Raw genomic sequence first — 20,929 nt, 5'->3', positions numbered from 1 at the left:
GCCCGCATGCGCCCCGCGCCTCCGCCGCTCCCACCGGAAGCGCTCACGCCCGTCACGACGGAGGCGAGCGCGGCACGACGAGCTCCCCACCACCGGTGCCGCGGTCCACCGGCCGCCCGCACGCCGCGGCCGGGACCCGTAGCGCGGACACGCCCGCACCCGGGGCCTCCGCCCCCTCCTCCGACGCGACCCGCTCATCCATTCCCGGCACCGGCCCGGACGGCACGACACCCACGGCGGCGCCCTCCCGGAGCACGGCGGCGCCCACCCCCTCGAAGGCATCCCCCACCGCGCCCACCACACCGGGCGAAGCGACCACGTCGGCACCGGCGCCCCCGAGCGCCACGGCGAGCGAGTCCCCCCGGCAGCCGCCCGGCCAGGCCAAGAGGACGGAAGCGGCGCGGGGCGGGAAGACCGGTCCCACCGGCTGACGCCGAGGCGGACCCCGTGGGCGGGCCCCGGACCACGCCGGGGACCGGGCCGGGAGCCCACCACCGCCGGAGGGACCGGCGGGGTGACGTCATCCTGCCGGGGGAGGGCCGCTGCACCCAGGGTCCGATCCCGCATTCCGGGCCCTGCGCCGGACGGCGCCTCCAGACCGCCGCGCGGACGGATGTGGGCGGGCGCGGCGGGTGACAGCTTCGGAGGTGTCACCCGCCACGCCTCCGAGGAGCCCTCGTATGACCAGCAGCGCGTTGCCGTCCGTCCCCGCACTCCCGGTGTCCCCGGCCCCTGCCCCGTTGTGGGCGCGGCGTGCGGCGTCCGCGGTGTTGTGGGCCTCGATGCCGTCGGCGCTGTGGCGGTTCGCCGTGGTGGCCGGTGTCCCCCTGGGCCTCGCCGATTCCGAGTACGACGCGATGCTCGTTCCCGGCTGGGGGTACCTCGTCGTGCCGTTGCTCTCAGTGTTCCAGGAGGCCCTGGCCTTTCTGACGCTCGGGCTCGTGCGGCCCTGGGGCGAGGTGTGGCCGCGGTGGATCCCGCACCTGGGCGGGCGGCGCGTTCCCGTCATGGCCGCGACCGTGCCGGCGGCGGTGGGCGCCCTGGCCTGCACGGTCTACGGCGTGCTCTTCGTCTGGACGACGCTGCACGCCGACATGGAGATCACACCGTGGGGGCAGTGGGTGATGACCCTCTGCTACGTGCCGATCGTCGCGTGGGGGCCGCTGCTGGGAGTCGTCACCGCGCACTATTACCGGCGCCGCACACGCCCCTGACCGGCCGGGGCCGCCTTCGGCGCCGACCCGCGCGACCGAGGCGGTGACGACCCGCTCCCTGGCCGGCCGCGGGGGTGGCCTGGGTCCCAGCCCCCGTATTTGTTGCGGAGGGATGAAATCCGCAGCACACCGCGTTGGTGCCTTCCGTCGGATCAGGTCGGACGGGAGGCACCGGGTGGCGGACGCACGGGAGACGGAAAGCGGGCAGCGGGGCGGCTGGGCGCGGAGACTGAGCGGGTACGCCTGGCGCTACCGGCGCAACGTCCTGCTGGCGCTCGGCTCCTCGCTCGCGGGCATGGCCGTGATGGCCCTCGTCCCCCTGATCACCAAGGTGATCATCGACGACGTGGTCGTCGGCCACACCCGCTCCCTCGCCGTCTGGACCGGACTGCTGATCGTGGCGGCCGTCCTCGTCTACGCCTCCACCTACATCCGCCGCTACTACGGCGGCCGGCTCGCCCTCGACGTCCAGCACGACCTGCGGACCGGCATGTACGGGACGATCACCCGGCTCGACGGCAGGCGCCAGGACGAGCTCTCCACCGGGCAGGTCGTCGGACGCGCGACCAGCGACCTCCAGCTCATCCAGAGCCTGCTCTTCATGCTCCCGATGACCATCGGGAACGTGCTCCTGTTCCTGATCTCCCTGGTCATCATGGCCTGGCTGTCGCCGCTGCTGACGCTCGTCGCCGTCGCCGTCGCCCCCGCCCTCTGGTATATCGCCCGCCGCTCCCGCGCCCGGCTCTTCCCCGCCACCTGGTACGCCCAGTCGCAGGCGGCCGCCGTCGCCGGCGTCGTGGACGGAGCCGTCTCCGGCGTCCGCGTCGTCAAGGGCTTCGGGCAGGAGGAGCAGGAGACCGGCAAGCTGCGGGAGGTCGGCCGCAGGCTGTTCGCGGGCCGGCTGCGCACCATCCGGCTGAACTCCCGCTACACCCCCGCCCTCCAGGCCGTGCCCGCCCTGGGCCAGGTCGCGATGCTGGCCCTCGGCGGCTGGCTGGCCACCCGGGGCGAGATCACCCTCGGCACGTTCGTCGCGTTCTCGACGTACCTCGCGCAGCTCGTCGGCCCGGTCCGGATGCTCGCCATGGTCCTCACCGTCGGCCAGCAGGCCCGCGCAGGCGTCGAACGCGTCCTGGAGCTCATCGACACCGAGCCCTCCATCGAAGACGGCACCAAGGAGCTGCCCGCCGACGCCCCGGCGAGCGTCGAGTTCGAGGACGTCCGGTTCGGCTACGCTTCGCCGCGCTCCGCCTCCTCCGGTGATCAGGACCTCGGAGGCGGAGCCGAAACGCGCCGCCCCGTCCTCGACGGCTTCTCGCTGACCATCGAACCCGGCGAGACCGTCGCCGTCGTCGGCGCCTCCGGCAGCGGCAAGTCCACCGTCTCGCTGCTCCTGCCGCGCTTCTACGACGTGACGCACGGCGCGGTCCTCGTCGGCGGCCACGACGTGCGAGAACTGACCCTGGACTCGCTGCGCGCCGCGATCGGGCTCGTCCCCGAGGACAGCTTCCTGTTCTCCGACACCGTCCGCGCCAACATCGCGTACGGCCTGCCCGGCGCCACCGACGAGCAGATCGAACAGGCCGCCCGCTCCGCCCAGGCCCACCGCTTCATCGCCGAGTTGCCGAACGGCTACGACACCAAGGTCGGCGAGCACGGGCTCACCCTCTCCGGCGGCCAGCGCCAGCGCATCGCCCTCGCCCGCGCCATCCTCACCGACCCCCGCCTCCTGCTCCTGGACGACGCCACCTCCGCCGTGGACGCCCGCGTCGAGCACGAGATCCACGAGGCCCTGCGCCACGTGATGGCCGGCCGTACGACGCTGCTCATCGCCCACCGCCGCTCCACCCTGAACCTCGCGGACCGCATCGCCGTCCTCGACGACGGCCGCCTCGCCGACCTCGGCACCCACGAGGAGCTGGAGCGCCGCTGCGCCCTCTACCGGCGCCTGCTCACCGACCCGGACGAGCTGGGCGCCCCGTCGCCCGGTCACCGTCCGGCGGCCGCCCCCGAGGACCCGCAGGGGGAGCGCGCGCTCCAGGAGGAGATCGACGCCGCATTCGACGCCGAACGCGGCATCACGCCCGCGCTGTGGGTGCGCGGGGAGGAGGACCGGGGCACCGACACGGCGGGCACGCCCGCCACGCCCGAGCTGCTCGCCCAGGTGGACGCCCTGCCCCCGGCGAACGACACCCCGGACGTGGACGAGGCCCGTGCCGTGCACCCCGAGGACTCCTACGGCCTGCGCAGGCTGCTGCGCGGCTTCGGGCTGCCGCTGCTGGTCAGCCTCGGCCTGGTCGCCGTGGACGCCGGGGCCGGGCTGCTGCTCCCGGTGCTGATCCGGAACGGCATCGACGACGGGGTCACCCAGCTCGCGCTGGGCGCGGTCTGGACGGCCTCCGCCTTCGCCCTCGTCGTCGTCCTCGTGCAGTGGGCGGCCCAGGTCGGCGAGACCCGGATGACCGGACGCACCGGTGAGCGGGTGCTGTACGCGCTGCGGCTGAAGATCTTCGCCCAGCTCCAGCGCCTGGGGCTCGACTACTACGAGCGCGAGCTGACCGGCCGCATCATGACCCGGATGACGACGGACGTGGACGCGCTGTCCACGTTCCTCCAGACCGGCCTGGTCACCGCCTTCGTCTCCGTCGTCACCTTCCTCGGCATCATGGTCGCGCTGCTGGTCCTCGACGTGGAGCTGGCCCTGGTCGTCTTCGCGACCCTGCCCGTCCTCGTCGTCGGCACCGTCTTCTTCCGCCGCAAGAGCGTCAAGGCGTACGAGCTGGCCCGGGAGCGGATCAGCGTCGTCAACGCCGACCTCCAGGAGTCCGTCGCCGGCCTCCGCATCGTGCAGGCGTTCCGGCGCGAGCGGGACGGGGCCGACGCGTTCGCCGCCCGCAGCGACGAGTACCGCGAGGCGCGGGTGCGCGGCCAGTGGCTGATCTCCGTCTACTTCCCGTTCGTCCAGCTGCTGTCGTCGGTGGCCGCCGCGGCGGTGCTGATCGTCGGCGCACACCGGGTGGACGACTCCACGCTCACCGCGGGCGCGCTGGTCGCCTACCTGCTCTACATCGACCTGTTCTTCGCGCCCGTCCAGCAGCTCTCCCAGGTCTTCGACGGCTACCAGCAGGCCGCCGTCTCCCTCGGCCGCATCCAGGAACTCCTGCGCGAGCCCGCCTCCACCACCGACCGCGACGATCCGCGGCACGTCCGGGAACTGCGCGGCGAGATCGCCTTCGAAGACGTGTCGTTCGCCTACGGGGACGAGGAGACGGCCCTCCGGGGCGTCGACCTGCGCATCCCGGCCGGGCAGACCGTCGCGTTCGTCGGGGAGACCGGGGCCGGGAAGTCGACCCTGGTCAAGCTGGTCGCCCGGTACTACGACCCGACGGAGGGCCGGATCACGGTGGACGGCGCCGACCTGCGCGACCTCGGGCTCACCGCGTACCGGCGCAGGCTCGGGGTCGTACCGCAGGAGGCGTACCTCTTCGCCGGGACCGTGCGCGACGCCATCGCCTACGGGCGGCCGGACGCCACGGACGCGGAGGTGGAGGCGGCCGCCAGGGCGGTCGGCGCGCACGACATGATCGCCACGCTGGACGGCGGTTACCTCCACGAGGTCGCCGAGCGGGGCCGCAACCTCTCTGCCGGACAGCGCCAGCTGATCGCGCTCGCCCGCGCCGAACTGGTCGACCCGGACATCCTGCTCCTGGACGAGGCGACCGCCTCGCTCGACCTGGCCAGCGAGGCGCAGGTCAACCAGGCGACCGACCGGCTCGCGGGCCGCCGCACCACGCTCGTCGTCGCCCACCGCCTGACCACCGCCGCCCGCGCGGACCGGGTCGTGGTGATGGACCACGGCCGGGTCGTGGAGGACGGCACCCACGACGAACTCCTCGCCCGCGAGGGGCACTACGCGGTGCTGTGGCGCACGTTCATAGGGGAGGACGAGCCGGCGGGGGTGTGATCCAGGGCCTATTCCCCGTCGCGGATCCCCGAGATCTTCCCGGTCGCCAGGTCGGACCGCACGGTCAAGTAGGTGTACGCGGGGTCCTCGGGCGATCCCCAGGTGAGCCGGACCGTGGACCAGGTGTGTCCGGCGCCGCTGTGGCCGGCGGTGACCCGGTGGTCCACCGGGACGTCCTGGGCGAGGAGCACGCCGTCCGCGTGGTTCGCCGCCTCCCAGTCGGCGAGGCGGGCACGCAGCCCGGGGGTGAGGTAGAAGCCGCGCAGCGCGGTGGCGAGGTCCCCGCCGTCCTCGGCGGCCACCGCGTCGACGTACGCGCTGTAGAAGTCGTCCACCAGCCGCGATTCCCGGGTCTCCGTCTCGTCCCGGACCGTCGCCCCGGCGGACGCCTCACGCGGGGCGGCCGTGGCGGCGGCGGGCACGGCGACGGCGGCGGCGAGGAGCGCCGAGGCGAGCAGCGTACGGCCGGCGGTGCGCCGGGCGGAGCGGGATCGGGTCATGACGGTTCCTGCCTTTCGTGGTGGTCTGTCCTGTCCGGCTCCATGGTGGGCCGCTCCGGTCCGCGCAGGTGCCGGGCCCGCCGGATGCAACCTCCGGATGGCCTCCCGCGTCGTACGCAGGTACAGGCATATGCGCCCAGGTGTCGGGTAGAGGCGCGCATGTTCGATGAAGTGATGGGGCTGCTGTGACCAGAGGGACCGAAGGACATGCCCGGGGCGTGCGGCGCGGGCTCGGCCGCCATGCCGTGGTCCTCGCCCTGGCCACCGTCTTCGCACTGGTACTCGGCGGGGCGGTCGCGGGGAGCGCGGACGCCGCCTCGGTGTGCGCGGGCCGCCCGAAGAAGACGGTGAAGTTCGCGACGGGTGAGCTGCGCGTCTACAAGTCGCGCGCCTACGCGTGCGTCACCGCCGTCGCCGCCAGACCCGGCAAGCGCCGCCCCATGACCGTGACCATCCAGCCGCGCGGCGGCCTCCCCGTCACGGACAGCGGCCGTTACACCCAGCGGGCGGGCCCGGTGACCGTGCACGCCCTGAACCGGTGCGTGCGGGTCTCCGGCACCGTCGCCGGCAAGGGCGCCCGCACGAGCTGGATCCTGTGCTGACCGGGTGACACCTCCCGGACCCCCGCAAGGGGGTCTGGTGGGACGTGTGTTCCCCCGCTAGGTTCACCGCGTCAGCTGTGGACCAAGAGGCGTGCTCACGGGACTCCGGAGACGGCTCAGGGGAGGACACGCATGCGCAAGGCGCTCAGAGGAATCCTGTCGCTCGCGGTGCTCATCGGCACGGTGAGTGCGACGGGTGCCTCGGCCGGGGCGGCCACCGCCGCCGGACCGGCCTCGCTCCGCACCGCCGTGAGCGACAGCGGAACGAGCACGGACATCAAGGACCGCATCCTGGCCATCCCAGGCATGAGTCTCATCGAGGAGAAGCCCTACGCCGGCTACCGCTACTTCGTCCTGAACTACACCCAGCCGGTCGACCACCGCCACCCGTCCAAGGGGACGTTCCAGCAGCGGATCACCCTGCTGCACAAGGACACCTCCCGTCCGACGGTCTTCTACACCGGCGGCTACAACGTCTCGACCAACCCCAGCCGCTCCGAGCCCACCCGGATCATCGACGGCAACCAGGTCTCGCTGGAATACCGGTTCTTCACCCCGTCACGCCCCTCGCCCGCCGACTGGTCCAAGCTCGACATCTGGCAGGCGGCCAGTGACCAGCACCGCGTCTTCACCGCGCTCAAGCGGATCTACTCCGAGAACTGGCTGACCACCGGCGGCTCCAAGGGCGGCATGACCGCCACGTACTACGAGCGCTTCTACCCGAAGGACATGGACGGCGTCGTCGCCTACGTCGCCCCCAACGACGTGGTGAACAAGGAGGACTCGGCGTACGACCGGTTCTTCGCGAAGGTCGGCACCGAGGAGTGCCGCGACAAGCTCGGCGGCGTCCAGCGCGAGGCCCTGGTCCGCCGCGCGCCGCTGGAGGAGAAGTACGCGCGGTACGCGGCCGACAACGGCTACACCTTCGACACCGTCGGCTCCCTGGACCGGGCGTACGAGGCCGTCGTCATGGACTACGTGTGGGCGTTCTGGCAGTACAGCCTGCTGGCCGACTGCGACAGCCTCCCGGCCGACGCGAAGAAGGCGACCGACCAGGAGATCTGGGACTCGGTCGACTCGATCTCCGGCTTCTCCGCCTACGCCGACCAGGGCCTGGCCAACTACACCCCGTACTACTACCAGGCGGGCACCCAGCTCGGCTCGCCCGACATCAAGCAGCCCTGGCTGGGCAAGCTGAGCCGCTACGGCTACCAGCCGCCACGCACCTTCGTGCCGCGCTCCATCCCGATGAAGTTCCAGCCCTCGGTGATGCGGGACGTCGACACGTGGGTGAAGCACCACGCCACGCACATGCTGTACGTCTACGGCGAGAACGACCCGTGGGGCGCCGAGCGCTTCCGGCTCGGGGCGGGCGCCCGTGACAGCTACGTGTTCACCGTGCCCGGCGGGAACCACGGATCGAACGTCGCGGGCCTCGCGCCCTCGGAGAACGCCACGGCCACCGCCGCGATCCTGCGGTGGGCGGGCGTCGCCCCGGCCGCCGTCCAGCAGGACGAGTCCAAGGCGAAGCCGCTCGCGAAGTTCGACGCGCGGCTCGACAACAAGGAGCTGACGACCGACCACCGCCTCGGCGTGCGGCGCCCGTGACGTGACCCCGCCCCGGCGGCCGTGGTCTCACGGCCGCCGGGGCGGGGCTCCGGTCAGTACGTCAGCCCGTACCCCACCGGGTACAGCACCTTCGACGGGTCGTCCGCCCGCTGCACCGGCACCGGGAGCTTCCCCTCCGGCCGGACCCGGCCCGCGATCACCCGGGCCGCCGCGCGGAGCTCCACGTCGGTCCAGGAGTAGGCGGCCAGGTGCGCCCGGTGCCCCGTGCCCGCCAATTGCGCGATGTCGTACGGGTTGCGGATGGCGACCGTGACCACCGGGACGCCCGTCGCGGCCAGCGCGCCGACCAGCGTCCGCTGCGAACTGGTGGCCGAGACGTTGTACGTCCCCACCACCACCGCGTCCTTGCCCCGCGCGGCCGCCACCGCCGCGTCGATGGCCGCCTTGGTGGGCGCGGTCCCGGTGGACAGCGCGGTCGCCACGAAGCCCAGCTCCTCGAACGCCCCGGCCAGCGTCGTCGTCGGCGGGCCCGTGGTGCCCGAGGGCGAGGCCGGGTCGGCGCCCACCACCAGCAGGTTGCGGTGCGAGCGGCGCGACAGCGGCAGCAGCCGGCCCTCGTTCGCCAGCAGGGTCGTCGTGTGCTCGGCGATCCGGTCGGCGGCGGCCAGATGCGCCCGGGTGCCGACCGTACGGTCCACCCCGCGCCCGGAGACGAACGGCTGGTCGAAGAGCCCCAGTTTCGTCTTCAGGCGCAGGATGCGCAGGATCGATTCGTCGAGCCGGGCCTCGCTGACCTCGCCGCTCTTCACGGCCGCCAGCAGCGCGTTCCACGAGACGTCCAGGCTCGGCGGGTTCAGCAGCTGGTCCACGCCCGCCTGGACCGCGAGCACCGGCACCCGCTCGTCCCCGTACTTCGTGCGCACGCCCTGCATGCCGAGCGAGTCGGTGACCACGACCCCGTCGTAGCCCAGTTCCTCGCGCAGGATGCCGGTGAGGATCGGCTTGGAGAGGGTCGCCGGGTCCTCGGCCGGGTCGAGCGCGGGCACCACGATGTGCGCGGTCATGATCGAGTCGATGCCCGCCGCGATGGCCGCCCGGAACGGGGGCGCGTCCAGCTCCGCCCACTGCTCCCGGGTGTGGCCGATGACCGGCAGGCCCGTGTGGCTGTCGGTGCTGGTGTCGCCGTGGCCCGGGAAGTGCTTGGCCGTGGAGGCGATTCCCGCGCTCTGGTACCCCTTCACCTGCGCGGCGACCATCCCGGCCACGGACTGCGGATCCGAGCCGAAGGAGCGGACGCCGATGACCGGGTTGGCCGGGTTCACGTTGACGTCGGCGTCCGGCGCGTAGTTCTGGTTGATGCCGATCGCCGCCAGCTCGGCGCCCGCGATCTGCCCGGCCCTGCGGGCGTCGGAGCGCGAACCGCCCGCGCCCAGCGCCATCGCGCCCGGCATCAGCGTGGCCGGCTCGCCGACGCGGCAGACGATGCCGTGCTCCTGGTCGGTGGAGACCAGCAGCGGGATGCGGGACGGGCCCGCGAGGCCCGCGCGCTGGATGCCGTTGGAGAGCTCGGCGATCTGGTGCGGGTCGCGGGTGTTGTGGGCCCAGGCGAAGTAGATGATCCCGCCGACGTGGTACTTGGCGATCATCTCGGCGGCCGTACGCACCCCGATCTCGGCGAGGTTGGCGTCGATGTCGGCCTGGTCGGGGTCGGTGGCGGAGTGCCCGTAGACCCGCATGACGAAGAGCTGGCCGACCTTCTCCTCCAGGCTCATCCGGGAGATGAGCCGCTTCAGCCGCCGGGTCGTGGCGGCGGAGGTGTGACCGCTGTGCGCGGAGCCCTGGGAGGCGAGGGCCCCCGGGGCGGTCGCCATGCCGGCCGCTGCGGCGACCGCGGTGGCGGCGGTGGCGGTGAGCAGGGTGCGTCTGGAGGTGCGGTGGTGCACGTGAGCTCCTTCGGCCGTTCTCGGTGACGAGGGGGTGAAAGAAACTTCCAAGGAGCACGGATATCCAGAAAATAACTTCCGGTCAAGGGTGCGGACCGTTTTGAGCGCGTCCCTCCCGGTCGTCGGGTGCCGTCGGGTGTCGTCGCACGTCCCGGCTGACCGGCCTACCGCAGCCCCACCCGCGCCCCGTGTGCCTGGAGCGCGGCCACCGCCGCCGTGATCGCGGGCCGCCGGGCCGCCCCCGTCCGCCACAGCGCGTACAGCCGCCGCACCGGCACCGGGTCCATCCGCACCGCCACCACGCCCTCCGGCAGCGGCCCGCGCCCAAGCCGGGGGATCATCGCGACCCCGAGACCGGCGGCGAGCAGGGCGAGCTGGGTGTGGTTCTCCTCCGCCTGGTGCCGGATGTCCGGCTCGTAGCCCGCCGCGCGCAGCGTCCGCACGAGCCAGTCGTGGCAGACCGTCCCCGGCGGCTGGCAGATCCACCGCTCCCGGGCCAGCTCCGCGCGCAGTACCCCGTCCCGCCCCGCCAGCCGGTGCCCCGCCGGGACCAGCAGGTCGCACGCGTCGTCCCCGATCACCGCCTGCTCCACGCCCTCCGGCGCCGGCAGCGGCGCGATGTCCCAGTCGTGCGCGACGGCCAGGTCGATCACGCCCTTCGCGACCAGGTCCACCGACAGGTGCGGGTCCACCTCGGTCATCCGCACGTCGAGCCCCGGGTGGCCCCGGTCCAGATCCGCCAGCACCCCCGGCAGCAGCCCGCGCGCCGCCGAGGCGAACGCACCCACCGAAAGGCGTCCCGTCGGCAGCCCCCGGCGCTCCTCCAACGAGGTCTCGGCGCGCTCCACGATCGCCAGCAACTGCTGGGCGGCGGAGACCAGGTGGACGGCCTCCTCGGTCAGCGCGACGCCCCGGCCGCGCCGTTCCAGCAACGTCGTGCGGGTCTCCCGCTCCAGCTTGGTGATCTGCTGCGAGATCGCCGACGGGGTGTAGCCGAGGGCCGCCGCCGCGCCGGCGACCGAACCGTGGACGGAGACCGCGTGCAGCGCGCGCAGCCGGGCGAGATCGAGCATCCGAAGCCTCCGGAACGGGCCGTGAATCATTAGCAGTGCTCAATTCCACCATGAAGGAACGCGCGCTGGTGCTACATGGTCGGGGCGGGTGATCCTCGGTGCATGCGTCCCCTCCACATCGCCCTGGCCGCCCTGGTGGCAGCCGTCTGGGGTGTCAACTTCGTCGTCATCGAGCTGGGCCTCGACCACGTCCCGCCGCTGCTCTTCTCGGCACTCCGCTTCCTGACCGCCGCCCTCCCGGCCGTCTTCTTCGTGGGCAGGCCGAAGGTCGCCTGGAAGTGGATCGCGGGGGTCGGGCTCGCCCTCGGGGTCGCCAAGTTCGGGCTGCTCTTCATCGGCATGGACCGGGGGATGGGCGCCGGGCTCTCCTCGCTCGTGCTCCAGGTCCAGGCGGTGTTCACCGCCCTCTTCGCGGCCGTGGCACTGGGCGAACGTCCGGGGCGCGTGAAGCTGCTGGGCATGGGCGTGGCGCTCGCCGGCATCGGCGTCGCGGCGGTCGACGAGGGCGCGAGCGGCCCCGTGCTCGCCTTCGTCCTGGTCATCGCGGCGGCGGCCTGCTGGGGCGTGTCCAACGTGCTGACCCGCAAGGCCGCACCGCCCGACCCGCTCAACTTCATGGTGTGGGTCTCGACCGTGCCCGTCCTGCCGCTCCTCGGGCTCTCCCTGCTCTTCGAGGGCTGGGACCGCGACCGCGAGGCCCTGGCCGGGCTCGACTGGAGCGGGGCCGGGGCCATCGTCTACGTCGCCTGGATCGCCACGGTCCTCGGCTTCGGTGCGTGGGGCTTCCTGCTCAGCCGCTACCCGGCGTCCTCGGTCGCCCCGTTCACCCTGCTCGTGCCCGTCTTCGGGATGTCCTCGGCCGCGCTGGTGCTCGGCGAGTCGGTGAGCCCGCTGCGGTGGTGCGCGGCGGCGCTCCTGGTCGGCGGGGTGGCGCTCACCTCACTGGCCGGGACGCGCCGGGCGCCCGCCCCGGAACCGGTACCCGCCTGAGACCGCTCACTGCTTCGGCGCGCCCAGCCGCAGCAGGTGCTCGCGCCCCGCGCCGAGCAGCTCCGGCAGCTCCGCCGCCCCCGGGTACCAGCGCTTCTCGTACTCCCAGCAGACCCAGCCGTCCGGGTCCAGCGTGTCCAGGCACGCCCGCAGCGGCAGCACCCCGTCCCCGAGGACGAGCGGCGTGGTGTCGTCCGCCGACGCGATGTCCTTCACCTGCACGTAGCCGAGGTGCGGGGCCAGCACCGCGTGACTGGCCACCGGCTCCTCGCCCGCCAGCCAGGTGTGCATGACGTCCCACAGCGCACCGATGCTCTTGTGCCCCACCGTCCCGGCCACCCGGGCCACATCGGCCCCCGCCCGGTGCGAGTCGTGGGTCTCCAGCAGGATGCGTACGCCCAGGTCGGCGGCGTACGGAGCGGCCGCCCCGAGCCTGCGCGCGGCCGCCGCGTCGGCCTCCTCCGGATCCTGGTCGCCGCCGCCCGGGAACACCCGGACGAACGACGCGCCCAGGTCCCGGGCCAGCTCGGTCAGCGCGGCCAGCTCGTCCAGGACCGGCTGGTCGTACCCCTCGGCGGCCACCTGCGCGTACCCCGCCACGCCGAGGATCTCGACCCCGCCGCGCTCGAACTCCGCGCGCGCGGCCGCCCGCTCGGCCTGACCGAGGCCCAGGTGCACCGGCTCCTCGGGGTGGGCGCGCAGCTCGACCCCCTGGTAGCCGTGGCCGGCGGCCAGCCGGACGACCTCGGGCATGGGCAGCCCCGGCACCCCGAGGGTGGAGAAAGCGAGCTTCACTGCGTGATCCTTCCGTCGTTCCGTGCCGCCGTGCGTGTGCGAGGGGCGCCCCCGCCGCCGCACCCTACGAGAGGCGGGCGCCCTGACGGGTACCCCGCCGCATGCCGCTCACCCCCGGGGCGCCGCCGTCGAGCCGCGCACCATCAGCTCGGCCGGGATCAGCGCGATGCCGCCCGGCGGCGGGTCCTCCTTGCCCATGGCCAGCCGCCCCGCCCGCGCCCCGGCCTCGAACAGCGGGAGCCGCACGGTCGTCAGGGCCGGGACCACGTCCACGGAGAACGGCAGGTCGTCGAAGCCGGCGACCGAGATGTCCTCGGGGATGCGCAGCCCCCGGTCGCGGACCGCCGCCGCCGCGCCGAGCGCCACGGTGTCGTTCGCGGCGACGACCGCCGTGATCCCCGGTTCGCGGCGCAGGAGTTCGACCGTGGCGTCGTAGCCGGAGGCCCGGTCGTACGAGCCGTGCACGGTCAGCCGGTCCTCGTCCCCGGCCGCCCCCGCCGCACGCATCGCCTCCCGGTGACCGGCCAGGCGGTGGCGGGTGGTGGTCCGTTCCAGCGGGCCCGCGACATAGCCGATCCGGCGGTGCCCCAGGGAGAGCAGGTGGCCGGTGAGGCGCCGGGCGCCGCCCTGGTTGTCGAAGGCCAGCGCCGCCACCACGGACGCCCCGTCCGGCAGCGGCGGCCGCCCGCAGAGCACGACCCGGGTCCCCGCCTCCGCGAGCTTGGCGAGCTTCGCGGCCATCGCCGTCTGGTGCTCCGGGTCCTCCACCGCGCCCCCGGTGAGGACGACGGCGGCGGCGCGCTGGCGCTGGAGCAGGGTGAGGTAGGTCAGCTCGCGGGCGGGGGAGCCGCCGGTGTTGCAGACGACCGCCAGTTTCTCGCCGCCCGCCCGGCCGGACCCGTCGCCGGGCCCGCCGATCTCGGTCTGCGCGGCGCCCGCCATGATCCCGAAGAACGGGTCGGCGATGTCGTTGACGAGGACGCCGACCAGGTCCGAGGTGGCCGCCGCCAGGGCGCTGGCCTGCCCGTTCAGCACGTAATCCAGGTCGTCCACCGCACGCAGCACCCGTTCCCGGGTGGACGCCGCCACCGGGTAATTGCCGTTCAGCACACGGGAGACGGTGGCCGGGGACACCCGGGCGCGGGCCGCCACGTCCGCCAGGGTGACTGTCATCGCTTTCCTCCGTGGCCGGTGACCGATTGACGGGCCCCCTCTTGTCCGGGCCGCTGTCGGCAGGCTAGCGTCATCCTGCATAGAAAGCGCTTGCTACGGCCGTACGGAGGGAACTTTCGTGACACGCAGGACAGTGCGCATCGCCATGAACGGCGTGACGGGACGCATGGGATACCGGCAGCACCTGGTGCGCTCGATCCTCGCGATCCGCGAGCAGGGCGGCCTCGACCTCGGCGACGGCGACGTGCTGTGGCCCGAGCCGATCCTCGTCGGCCGCCGCGCCCACGCCCTGGAGGAACTGGCCGCCCGCCACGGTCTGACCGAGTGGTCGACCGACCTGGACGCGGTCCTCGCGGACGACACCGTCGACATCTACTTCGACGCCCAGGTCACCCAGGCCCGGGTGGAGGCGATCAAGAAGGCCGTCGCCGCCGGCAAGCACGTCTACACCGAGAAGCCGACCGCCACGGACGTCGAGGGCGCCCTCGACCTGGCCCGGCTGGCCCAGGAGGCCGGCATCAAGCACGGCGTCGTCCAGGACAAGATCTTCCTGCCGGGCCTGCTGAAGCTGAAGCGCCTCATCGACGGCGGCTTCTTCGGCGAGATCCTCTCCGTGCGCGGCGAGTTCGGCTACTGGGTCTTCGAGGGCGACTGGCAGGAGGCGCAGCGCCCGTCCTGGAACTACCGCGCGGAGGACGGCGGCGGCATCGTCGTGGACATGTTCCCGCACTGGGAGTACGTGCTCCACGAGCTGTTCGGCCGGGTCACCACGGTCCAGGCGCACGTCCAGACCCACATCCCGGAGCGGCGCGACGAGCACGGCAAGCCCTACGCCGCGACCGCCGACGACGCCGCCTACGGCATCTTCCAGCTGGAGAGCGGCGCGGTCGCCCAGATCAACTCCTCCTGGACGGTCCGGGTCAACCGCGACGAGCTGGTCGAGTTCCAGGTGGACGGCACCCACGGCTCCGCCGTCGCGGGCCTGCGCAACTGCCGCGTCCAGCACCGCTCGGCCACCCCGAAGCCGGTCTGGAACCCGGATCTGCCGGTCACCGAGTCCTTCCGCGACCAGTGGCAGGAGGTCCCGGACAACGCGGTCTTCGACAACGGCTTCAAGGCCCAGTGGGAGCTGTTCCTGCGCCACATCGTCCTGGACGAGCCCTACAGCTGGGACCTGATGGCGGGTGCGCGCGGCGTGCAGCTCGCGGAGCTGGGCCTGAAGTCCCACGCGGAGGGCCGCCGCCTGGACGTCCCGGAGCTGTCCCTGTGACCCGCCGCCTCCCCTCCCACGGATCAACGGAGCCGTCACCGTGACCATCCATCTCCCGCAGGGCCCGTACGAACCCCGGGCCACCCCGCTCGACCTCGCCCCGACGGGTACGCCGCTCGCCTCCCGTACGGTCTTCTCCGCCGCGCACGTCGTGGCCGACCCGTACGCCGACACCACCCCGGACTCCCCGGCCGCCGTCGACTGGGACGCCACCCTCGCCTTCCGCCGCCACCTCTGGTCGCACGGCCTGGGCGTGGCCGAGGCCATGGACACCGCGCAGCGCGGCATGGGCCTGGACTGGGCGGGCGCCGAGGAACTGATCCGCCGCTCGGCCGCCGAGGCCAGGTCCGTCGGCGGGCGCATCGCCTGCGGCGTCGGCACGGACCAGCTGCCGCCCGGCCCGGCGACGCTCGCCGAGGTGCGTGCCGCGTACGAGCAACAGCTCGCCGTGGTCGAGGAGAGCGGCGCCCAGGCCATCCTGATGGCATCCCGCGCGCTCGCCGCCGCCGCGAAGGGCCCCCAGGACTACCTGGAGACGTACGCCCATCTGCTGCGCCAGGCGACGGAACCGGTCGTCCTGCACTGGCTGGGCCCGATGTTCGACCCGGCGCTCGAAGGCTACTGGGGCTCCACCGACCTGGACCTGGCCACCGACACGTTCCTCCAGGTCATCGCGGAGCACCCGGACAAGGTCGACGGCATCAAGATGTCGCTGCTCGACGCGGACCGCGAGATCGACGTGCGCCGGCGGCTGCCGAGCGGGGTCCGCTGCTACACCGGGGACGACTTCAACTACCCGGAGCTGATCGCGGGCGACGACCGGGGCTTCAGCCACGCGCTGCTCGGCATCTTCGACCCGCTCGGCCCGCTGGCCGCGCACGCGGTACGGGTGCTGGACACGGGCGATACGAAGGGCTTCCGCGAACTGCTGGACCCGACGGTCGAGTTGTCCCGGCACCTCTTCCAGGCGCCGACCCGCTTCTACAAGACGGGCGTCGTCTTCCTGGCCTGGCTGGCCGGCCACCAGGACCACTTCACGATGGTGGGCGGCCTCCAGTCGGCCCGCTCGCTCCCGCACCTGGCGAAGGCGTACGAACTCGCCGACGGACTCGGCCTGTTCCCGGACCCGGACCTCGCGGAGTCCCGGATGCGCGCGCTCCTCACGGTCAGCGGAGGCACCCGATGAGCGACGGACGCCTCTCCATCAACCAGGAGACCATCAAGCAGTGGTCGCTCCCCGAGCTGGCCGAGGGCTGCGCGAAGGCGGGCATCGACAAGGTGGGCCTCTGGCGGGCCCCGGTGCAGTCGTACGGCGTCGAGGCGACGGCCCGCCTCCTCGCCGACCACGGCCTGACCGTCACCAGCCTGTGCCGGGGCGGCTTCCTCACCGCCACGGACCCGGCGGAGCGCGCCCGCGCCCTGGACGACAACCGCGCCGCGCTCGACGAGGCGGCGGGCGTGGGCACGGACACCCTGGTCCTCGTCTCGGGCGGCCTCCCGGAGGGCGGCAAGGACCTGTACGGCGCCCGCGAACGCATCGCGGACGCCCTGGCCGAGCTGGCCCCCTACGCCGCCGACCGCGGGGTGCGCCTGGCCATCGAGCCCCTGCACCCCATGTTCGCCTCGGACCGCTGCGTGGTCTCGACGCTCTCCCAGGCCCTGGACCTCGCCGAGCGCTTCCCGTCCGACCGGGTGGGCGTGGTCGTGGACACGTACCACCTCTGGTGGGACGACCAGGCCCCCGCCCAGATCGCGCGGGCCGGCGCGTCCGGCCGCATCCACTCCTTCCAGCTCGCGGACTGGATCACCCCGCTCCCGGCGGGCGTCCTGCTGGGCCGGGGCCAACTCGGCGACGGCAGTGTGGACTTCCGCTTCTTCCGGGAGGCGGTGGAGGCGACCGGCTTCGACGGCCCGGTCGAGGTGGAGATCTTCAACGAGGCGCTGTGGGCGAGGGACGGCGCGGAGGTCCTGGCGGAGGTGGCGGCCCGGTACGCCGAGCACGCCTGCTGAGTGCGGACCGCCCCCGGGGCCCGCCTGTGCGGTGCGGGTCCCGGGGGGCGGGCACCGAGGGTTCGGCCTCGTCCCCACCATGGCGTCCGGTGGGAGGATCGTGGACAAGGAACGCGCAAGCTCACCGCGGCCGCGGCCGCGGACGCCGGGTACCCGGACGACGAGGGCCTGATCATCGATCCCGAGACCGGCATCCCGTCGCTGAAGCCGCACCGCTCGGAAGGGCAGCGGCCTTCGGCGAGGCGCCTGGAGCAGGAGATCAAGGCCCGGATGCCGGAGCGTTCCCTCATGGGGATCGTGGCGAGGACCGCGTACTGGGTGGACCGGTGGCAGCGCTTCGGCCCGGCGTCCGGCAACGAGCCGAAGCTGGATGATCCCTTCGGCCGCTACGTCATCACGACCTTCGTCTGCTCGCCGAGACCAGCGTCAGGTACGGCAAGCCCGGCGGGATCGCCCACCACCACGTGACCTTCACGTCTCCGTGGGCTCCTGATCGTTGTGTTCTTGCTCCTGCGCCCAGGTGATCGCCCATTCGTCGAGCGGACGGAGGGCATCACGGAGTGCTGTCCCCAGCCGAGTCAGCTCGTAGCCATCGGCTGAGGAGGCGACGATCCCGCTCGATGCGAGTTCGCGGAGTCGCTGGTAGAGGACGCTGGACGACAGCCCTTCGCACTGTGCCAGCAGTGCGCGGGCGCCGAGCGGACCCGCACGCAGTTCCCAGAGAATCCGCAGCGCCCACCGACGGCCGAACAGGTCCATCGCGGCCATGAGGGGACGGCCGGTCGTCGATCCACGGACCGGTGTTCCTGGGCGCGGTGTCGGCATGCCTCTCCTAGTCCTTGCGTTTCGTTATTCGAAACACTAGCATCCACTCGGCGTTTCTGATTTCGAAACGAACTCGACGGGAGAGCCGATGTCGCGGATAGCCCTGCTGAACCCGCCGTACACCGACCAGGCCGGCGCACTGCTCGCGCGCATGATGGCCGGGGACGCCCCGCCGATCGGGCTGTTCCGGATGTTCGCCAGAAACATCCCCATGGCCGACGCCATGCACGGGTGGGGTCGCTACGAGTTGGGCAGACAGCTGACCCTGACCATGCGGGAACGCGAGATCGTCATCGACCGGACGTGCGCGCTGTGCGGCTGCGAGTACGAGTGGGGCGTGCACATGATGACGTTCGCCGACCGGGTCGGACTCACCCGCGAGCAGGCGGCATCCCTGGTGCACGGCGGCCCCGCTGACGCGTGCTGGACGTCCGAGAGGGAACGGCTGCTCATCCTCGCTGTCGATGCGCTGCACGAGCGTTCCGACATCGATGACGCGCTGTGGACACGGCTCGGGCCGGTCTTCGATGAGCTCCAGCTGCTCGATCTGCTTCTGCTGTGCGGGTGGTACCACGCCGTCAGCTTCGCCGCGCGCGCCACGCGCGTGCGGCACGAGCCCGGCGCGCCTCGCTTCGCCGACTTCCTCCCCCTCACGACCGGGACCAACCGATGAGCACTGCCCGGGAGTACTCCGCGGCGCGACAGGCCGTCCTGCACAAGTTGGTGGTCCTCTATCCCAAGCCCGCCGACCCTGACCACTTCCGCGACTACTACGTGAACAACCACCTTCCGCTGGTCATGGATTGGCCCGGCCTGCTTGCGTGGCGCTACAGCTTCGACGTGGCAGCGACCAACGGAGAAGCGCCGTACTTCGCGGTCTTCGAGGCCGACTTCGCTGACGCCGCCGCCCTGGCCGCGGCGCGGTCGTCGCCGCAAGGCCGGCGGCTGGCCGCCGATGTCGCCAACTACGCCACCGGCGGTGTGGTCGTCATGGACTATCCGGTGCAGGACGGCACCGGCTGAGGCAGGCCGGGACGCTCCGGGACGCGTTCGGAGCGTGCCGTTGCGGCCGGGGCCCGGCCATCTCCGGAACGCCGTTCGCGGTTGCCGGTGCGTTGAGGGTCAAAGGGGGGCCGATGTCCTGGCCGGATGTGACGGTGGTTGATGCGTGCGTGCGGCGCGACGGCCGGGGCGGCAGCCCCACGGCCGTCACCGACGACGACCCGGAGGCGACGGACGCTGACCGGCGTGCGGTCGCTGCTGCGGCCGGCACCTCGCACGCGGCGTTCCTCGGCCCGGGGCGGACGCCGGACGGTGGCCGGCCGGTCCGGTTCTTCACCGCCTCCGCCGAACTGTCCGGCTGCGGCCACGGCACCGTTGCCGCGCAGGCCGCCCGGTTGACCCGCACCGCGCTGGGCGAGCTGAACGACCGCCAACACACCGGCGGGCGCACATTCGACACCGTCGCGATCCGCCGCCCCGCCGGCATCGAGGTGTGGTTCGACCAGGGCCTCGTCGCGCTGCGTCACCCGGCACCGGACGAGCGCGCCGCGATCGTCGCCGCGCTCGGGCTCACCGCGGACGATCCGCATCCGACCGACGCGCCACGGATCGCCGCGCCCGGCGCACCACGCATGCTGGTACCGGTCCACGACCGGTCGGCGCTGCTCCGAGTCCGCCCACACCTCGGCAGGCTGGCAGAGGTGTGCCAGCGGTACGGGCTCCTCGGCTGTTTCGTGTACGTACCGCCGGTGGGCGACCGACCGGGTGCGGCGCGGATGTTCGCGCCGGCGATCGGTGTCGACGAGGACGTCGCCAACGCCAACAGCACCGGCTGCCTGGCCGCCCACCTGCTCGACACGGCAAGGGCGCGGACGATCGCGATCGAGGTGGAGCAGGGCGACACCCTCGGTCGACCGGCCAGCGTGCTCGCTTCGGCCCGACGCGGGCCGGCGGGCATCACGACCCGGGTCGGCGGGTTGGCGGTAGTCCGCGGCTCTCACACATGAGGATGTGCGAGAGGCGTTTCTGTCCCACGCGTGACAGCATCCCGGGCGAACGGGTGTGGTGCCGCCTCTGCGGCGCTTCTGGTGAGGCAAGGACCCTACGGCGTCGCGTTCCCACGGTGAGGAACTTGGGACCGGTCCGCGCCCCCTGTCTCCCGGCCGCGCCCCAACCCTGCCTGTGGCTGGCCTCCATCGACGGGGATGTGCGCTCCGTTGATGGCTCCCGACGCGGGCGAGAGGAGGAAGGCGATGACCCGGGCGACCTCATCGGCGTTCAGTAGACGGCCGTTGGGGTTCCGTCGCGCGTACGCCGCGTAGGTCTCCGGGGCACGTTGGCGCAGGCGGTCCCAGCTCTTACCCGGCAGAAGGATCGATCCGGGGCTGACTGTGTTGATCCGCACACCATACGGGGCCAGTTCTTGGCACAAGGCGCCCGCAAGGTAGATCTCCGATGCCTTGGCCGCTCCGTACTGAGCGGGGAAACGGGGCTTCCAGCCGGAGATGGAGGCGACCAGTGCCACTGAACTGCCGGGACGCAGACTGTTCAGAGCTGCCCGGACGGCACGCACCGCATGGCCGCCGTTCAGTTCCCAGGTGTGCTGCCAGTCCTCCCGCGTCGAATCGAGGAGCCCTGCGCCGCGTTTGCCGCCGATGTTGGCGACCAAGCCGTCGAGTCCACCGAGCTCGCTGCCTGCTCGTTCGGTGAAGTCTTCCAGTTCATCGGGTGCCAGCACATCCACGGACCCCGTGATCACGTGGGCGTCGAAGTCCTGGCGCAGCTCGGACGAGGCCTGGGCCAATGTGCCGGGATCGCGGCCGCAGATGGCAAGGGAGGCTCCCTCGGAGGCGAGGAGACGCGCGACCGCGTAGCCCAGCCCTCTGCTGCCGCCAGTCACCAGAAACGACTTGCCGTGCAGCCCGTACGAAAAACCTGGTGGCGTTGCCGTCAAACCGTCTTCAGCCCCTTCTCGCTGCTTCATGAACGACACTCTGTC

20 protein-coding genes are annotated in these 20,929 nt (G+C 72.8%); 12 read left to right on the top strand and 8 right to left on the bottom strand.

The features are described from left to right. Window positions 1-52: 52 nt before the first annotated feature. On the bottom strand, window positions 53-424 hold the full coding sequence (locus G3I41_RS20930; protein ID WP_164401926.1) for a hypothetical protein: 372 nt from the start codon (window positions 422-424) through the stop codon (window positions 53-55). A gap of 256 nt (window positions 425-680) precedes the next feature. On the opposite strand from G3I41_RS20930, the gene G3I41_RS20925 reads away from it, so the two are divergent. Together G3I41_RS20925 and G3I41_RS20920 are read left to right on the top strand one after the other, a co-directional pair. Continuing rightward, window positions 681-1,214 (top strand): hypothetical protein, encoded by a 534-nt coding sequence (locus tag G3I41_RS20925; protein ID WP_164401925.1) that lies wholly within the window; start codon window positions 681-683, stop codon window positions 1,212-1,214. Window positions 1,215-1,389: 175 nt separating this feature from the next. Further along, the gene (locus tag G3I41_RS20920; RefSeq protein WP_164401924.1) at window positions 1,390-5,178 is read left to right on the top strand and encodes an ABC transporter ATP-binding protein; all 3,789 of its coding nucleotides are present in this window, start codon (window positions 1,390-1,392) and stop codon (window positions 5,176-5,178) included. 8 nt (window positions 5,179-5,186) lie between these two features. Here the strand turns inward: G3I41_RS20920 and G3I41_RS20915 are convergent, their stop codons facing one another. After that, entirely contained in the window at window positions 5,187-5,678 is a 492-nt protein-coding gene (locus G3I41_RS20915) for a hypothetical protein (protein ID WP_164401923.1), read from the bottom strand. Between the two features lie 185 nt (window positions 5,679-5,863). Between G3I41_RS20915 and G3I41_RS20910 the strand changes: the two genes are divergently transcribed. Together G3I41_RS20910 and G3I41_RS20905 are read left to right on the top strand one after the other, a co-directional pair. Further along, a complete protein-coding gene (locus G3I41_RS20910; RefSeq protein ID WP_164401922.1) occupies window positions 5,864-6,280 on the top strand; it encodes a hypothetical protein in 417 nt (138 codons plus the stop codon). Window positions 6,281-6,412: 132 nt separating this feature from the next. Beyond that, window positions 6,413-7,888: a S28 family serine protease gene (locus G3I41_RS20905; RefSeq protein ID WP_164401921.1), complete on the top strand. Its 1,476-nt coding sequence runs from the start codon at window positions 6,413-6,415 to the stop codon at window positions 7,886-7,888. A gap of 53 nt (window positions 7,889-7,941) precedes the next feature. Here the strand turns inward: G3I41_RS20905 and G3I41_RS20900 are convergent, their stop codons facing one another. After that, window positions 7,942-9,792, bottom strand: coding sequence for a glycoside hydrolase family 3 protein (locus G3I41_RS20900; protein ID WP_164401920.1), 1,851 nt, complete (start codon window positions 9,790-9,792; stop codon window positions 7,942-7,944). Between the two features lie 164 nt (window positions 9,793-9,956). Beyond that, on the bottom strand, window positions 9,957-10,865 hold the full coding sequence (locus G3I41_RS20895; RefSeq protein WP_164401919.1) for a LysR family transcriptional regulator: 909 nt from the start codon (window positions 10,863-10,865) through the stop codon (window positions 9,957-9,959). Window positions 10,866-10,967: 102 nt separating this feature from the next. Between G3I41_RS20895 and G3I41_RS20890 the strand changes: the two genes are divergently transcribed. Further along, a complete protein-coding gene (locus G3I41_RS20890; RefSeq protein ID WP_164401918.1) occupies window positions 10,968-11,855 on the top strand; it encodes an EamA family transporter in 888 nt (295 codons plus the stop codon). 6 nt (window positions 11,856-11,861) lie between these two features. Here G3I41_RS20890 and G3I41_RS20885 read toward each other — a convergent pair whose 3' ends face one another. Next, on the bottom strand, window positions 11,862-12,650 hold the full coding sequence (locus G3I41_RS20885) for a sugar phosphate isomerase/epimerase family protein (protein WP_164401917.1): 789 nt from the start codon (window positions 12,648-12,650) through the stop codon (window positions 11,862-11,864). A 108-nt stretch (window positions 12,651-12,758) separates the two neighbouring features. Next, complete coding sequence (locus tag G3I41_RS20880; protein ID WP_164401916.1) at window positions 12,759-13,823, bottom strand: LacI family DNA-binding transcriptional regulator; 1,065 nt, start codon at window positions 13,821-13,823, stop codon at window positions 12,759-12,761. Window positions 13,824-13,941: 118 nt separating this feature from the next. Between G3I41_RS20880 and G3I41_RS20875 the strand changes: the two genes are divergently transcribed. From G3I41_RS20875 to G3I41_RS20860, 4 genes are all read left to right on the top strand, one after another. Next, window positions 13,942-15,093, top strand: coding sequence for a Gfo/Idh/MocA family oxidoreductase (locus G3I41_RS20875; protein WP_164401915.1), 1,152 nt, complete (start codon window positions 13,942-13,944; stop codon window positions 15,091-15,093). A 40-nt stretch (window positions 15,094-15,133) separates the two neighbouring features. Then, window positions 15,134-16,279 carry a dihydrodipicolinate synthase family protein gene (locus G3I41_RS20870; RefSeq protein WP_164401914.1) on the top strand — a complete coding sequence of 382 codons (1,146 nt, stop codon included), beginning with the start codon at window positions 15,134-15,136 and terminating at the stop codon, window positions 16,277-16,279. Beyond that, window positions 16,276-17,103, top strand: coding sequence for a sugar phosphate isomerase/epimerase family protein (locus G3I41_RS20865; RefSeq protein WP_164401913.1), 828 nt, complete (start codon window positions 16,276-16,278; stop codon window positions 17,101-17,103). Before G3I41_RS20870 ends, G3I41_RS20865 begins: the two co-directional genes overlap by 4 nt. 270 nt (window positions 17,104-17,373) lie before the next feature. Then, window positions 17,374-17,571, top strand: a complete 198-nt coding sequence (locus G3I41_RS20860) for a hypothetical protein (RefSeq protein WP_164401912.1) — start codon at window positions 17,374-17,376, stop codon at window positions 17,569-17,571. Between the two features lie 3 nt (window positions 17,572-17,574). Here the strand turns inward: G3I41_RS20860 and G3I41_RS20855 are convergent, their stop codons facing one another. Next, window positions 17,575-17,871 carry a helix-turn-helix domain-containing protein gene (locus G3I41_RS20855; protein WP_164401911.1) on the bottom strand — a complete coding sequence of 99 codons (297 nt, stop codon included), beginning with the start codon at window positions 17,869-17,871 and terminating at the stop codon, window positions 17,575-17,577. 145 nt (window positions 17,872-18,016) lie between these two features. Here G3I41_RS20855 and G3I41_RS20850 point away from each other — a divergent pair, with 145 nt between their 5' ends. The 3 genes from G3I41_RS20850 to G3I41_RS20840 all read left to right on the top strand — a co-directional run bounded on the left by G3I41_RS20850 (window position 18,017) and on the right by G3I41_RS20840 (window position 19,937). After that, window positions 18,017-18,601 (top strand): carboxymuconolactone decarboxylase family protein, encoded by a 585-nt coding sequence (locus G3I41_RS20850; protein WP_239081759.1) that lies wholly within the window; start codon window positions 18,017-18,019, stop codon window positions 18,599-18,601. After that, window positions 18,598-18,951, top strand: coding sequence for an EthD family reductase (locus tag G3I41_RS20845; protein WP_239081758.1), 354 nt, complete (start codon window positions 18,598-18,600; stop codon window positions 18,949-18,951). Before G3I41_RS20850 ends, G3I41_RS20845 begins: the two co-directional genes overlap by 4 nt. Before the next feature lie 113 nt (window positions 18,952-19,064). Beyond that, on the top strand, window positions 19,065-19,937 hold the full coding sequence (locus G3I41_RS20840) for a PhzF family phenazine biosynthesis isomerase (protein ID WP_164401910.1): 873 nt from the start codon (window positions 19,065-19,067) through the stop codon (window positions 19,935-19,937). A gap of 95 nt (window positions 19,938-20,032) precedes the next feature. Here the strand turns inward: G3I41_RS20840 and G3I41_RS20835 are convergent, their stop codons facing one another. Next, entirely contained in the window at window positions 20,033-20,914 is an 882-nt protein-coding gene (locus G3I41_RS20835; RefSeq protein WP_164401909.1) for an SDR family oxidoreductase, read from the bottom strand. Window positions 20,915-20,929: the final 15 nt, after the last annotated feature.

Origin of the sequence: Streptomyces sp. SID9727 (assembly GCF_010550605.1) — a bacterium.
Classification (GTDB): Bacteria; Actinomycetota; Actinomycetes; order Streptomycetales; family Streptomycetaceae; genus Streptomyces.
This window is presented reverse-complemented; position numbering and strand designations above follow the sequence as displayed.

Coding starts and splice junctions, on each gene's coding strand:
- G3I41_RS20895 (WP_164401919.1), bottom strand. CDS start 10,865: ATGCTCGATCTCGCCCGGCTGCGCGCGCTGCACGCGGTCTCCGTCCAC.
- G3I41_RS20925 (WP_164401925.1), top strand. CDS start 681: ATGACCAGCAGCGCGTTGCCGTCCGTCCCCGCACTCCCGGTGTCCCCG.
- G3I41_RS20845 (WP_239081758.1), top strand. CDS start 18,598: ATGAGCACTGCCCGGGAGTACTCCGCGGCGCGACAGGCCGTCCTGCAC.
- G3I41_RS20915 (WP_164401923.1), bottom strand. CDS start 5,678: ATGACCCGATCCCGCTCCGCCCGGCGCACCGCCGGCCGTACGCTGCTC.
- G3I41_RS20905 (WP_164401921.1), top strand. CDS start 6,413: ATGCGCAAGGCGCTCAGAGGAATCCTGTCGCTCGCGGTGCTCATCGGC.
- G3I41_RS20860 (WP_164401912.1), top strand. CDS start 17,374: ATGCCGGAGCGTTCCCTCATGGGGATCGTGGCGAGGACCGCGTACTGG.
- G3I41_RS20850 (WP_239081759.1), top strand. CDS start 18,017: ATGTCGCGGATAGCCCTGCTGAACCCGCCGTACACCGACCAGGCCGGC.
- G3I41_RS20840 (WP_164401910.1), top strand. CDS start 19,065: ATGTCCTGGCCGGATGTGACGGTGGTTGATGCGTGCGTGCGGCGCGAC.
- G3I41_RS20865 (WP_164401913.1), top strand. CDS start 16,276: ATGAGCGACGGACGCCTCTCCATCAACCAGGAGACCATCAAGCAGTGG.
- G3I41_RS20890 (WP_164401918.1), top strand. CDS start 10,968: ATGCGTCCCCTCCACATCGCCCTGGCCGCCCTGGTGGCAGCCGTCTGG.
- G3I41_RS20880 (WP_164401916.1), bottom strand. CDS start 13,823: ATGACAGTCACCCTGGCGGACGTGGCGGCCCGCGCCCGGGTGTCCCCG.
- G3I41_RS20855 (WP_164401911.1), bottom strand. CDS start 17,871: ATGGCCGCGATGGACCTGTTCGGCCGTCGGTGGGCGCTGCGGATTCTC.
- G3I41_RS20835 (WP_164401909.1), bottom strand. CDS start 20,914: ATGAAGCAGCGAGAAGGGGCTGAAGACGGTTTGACGGCAACGCCACCA.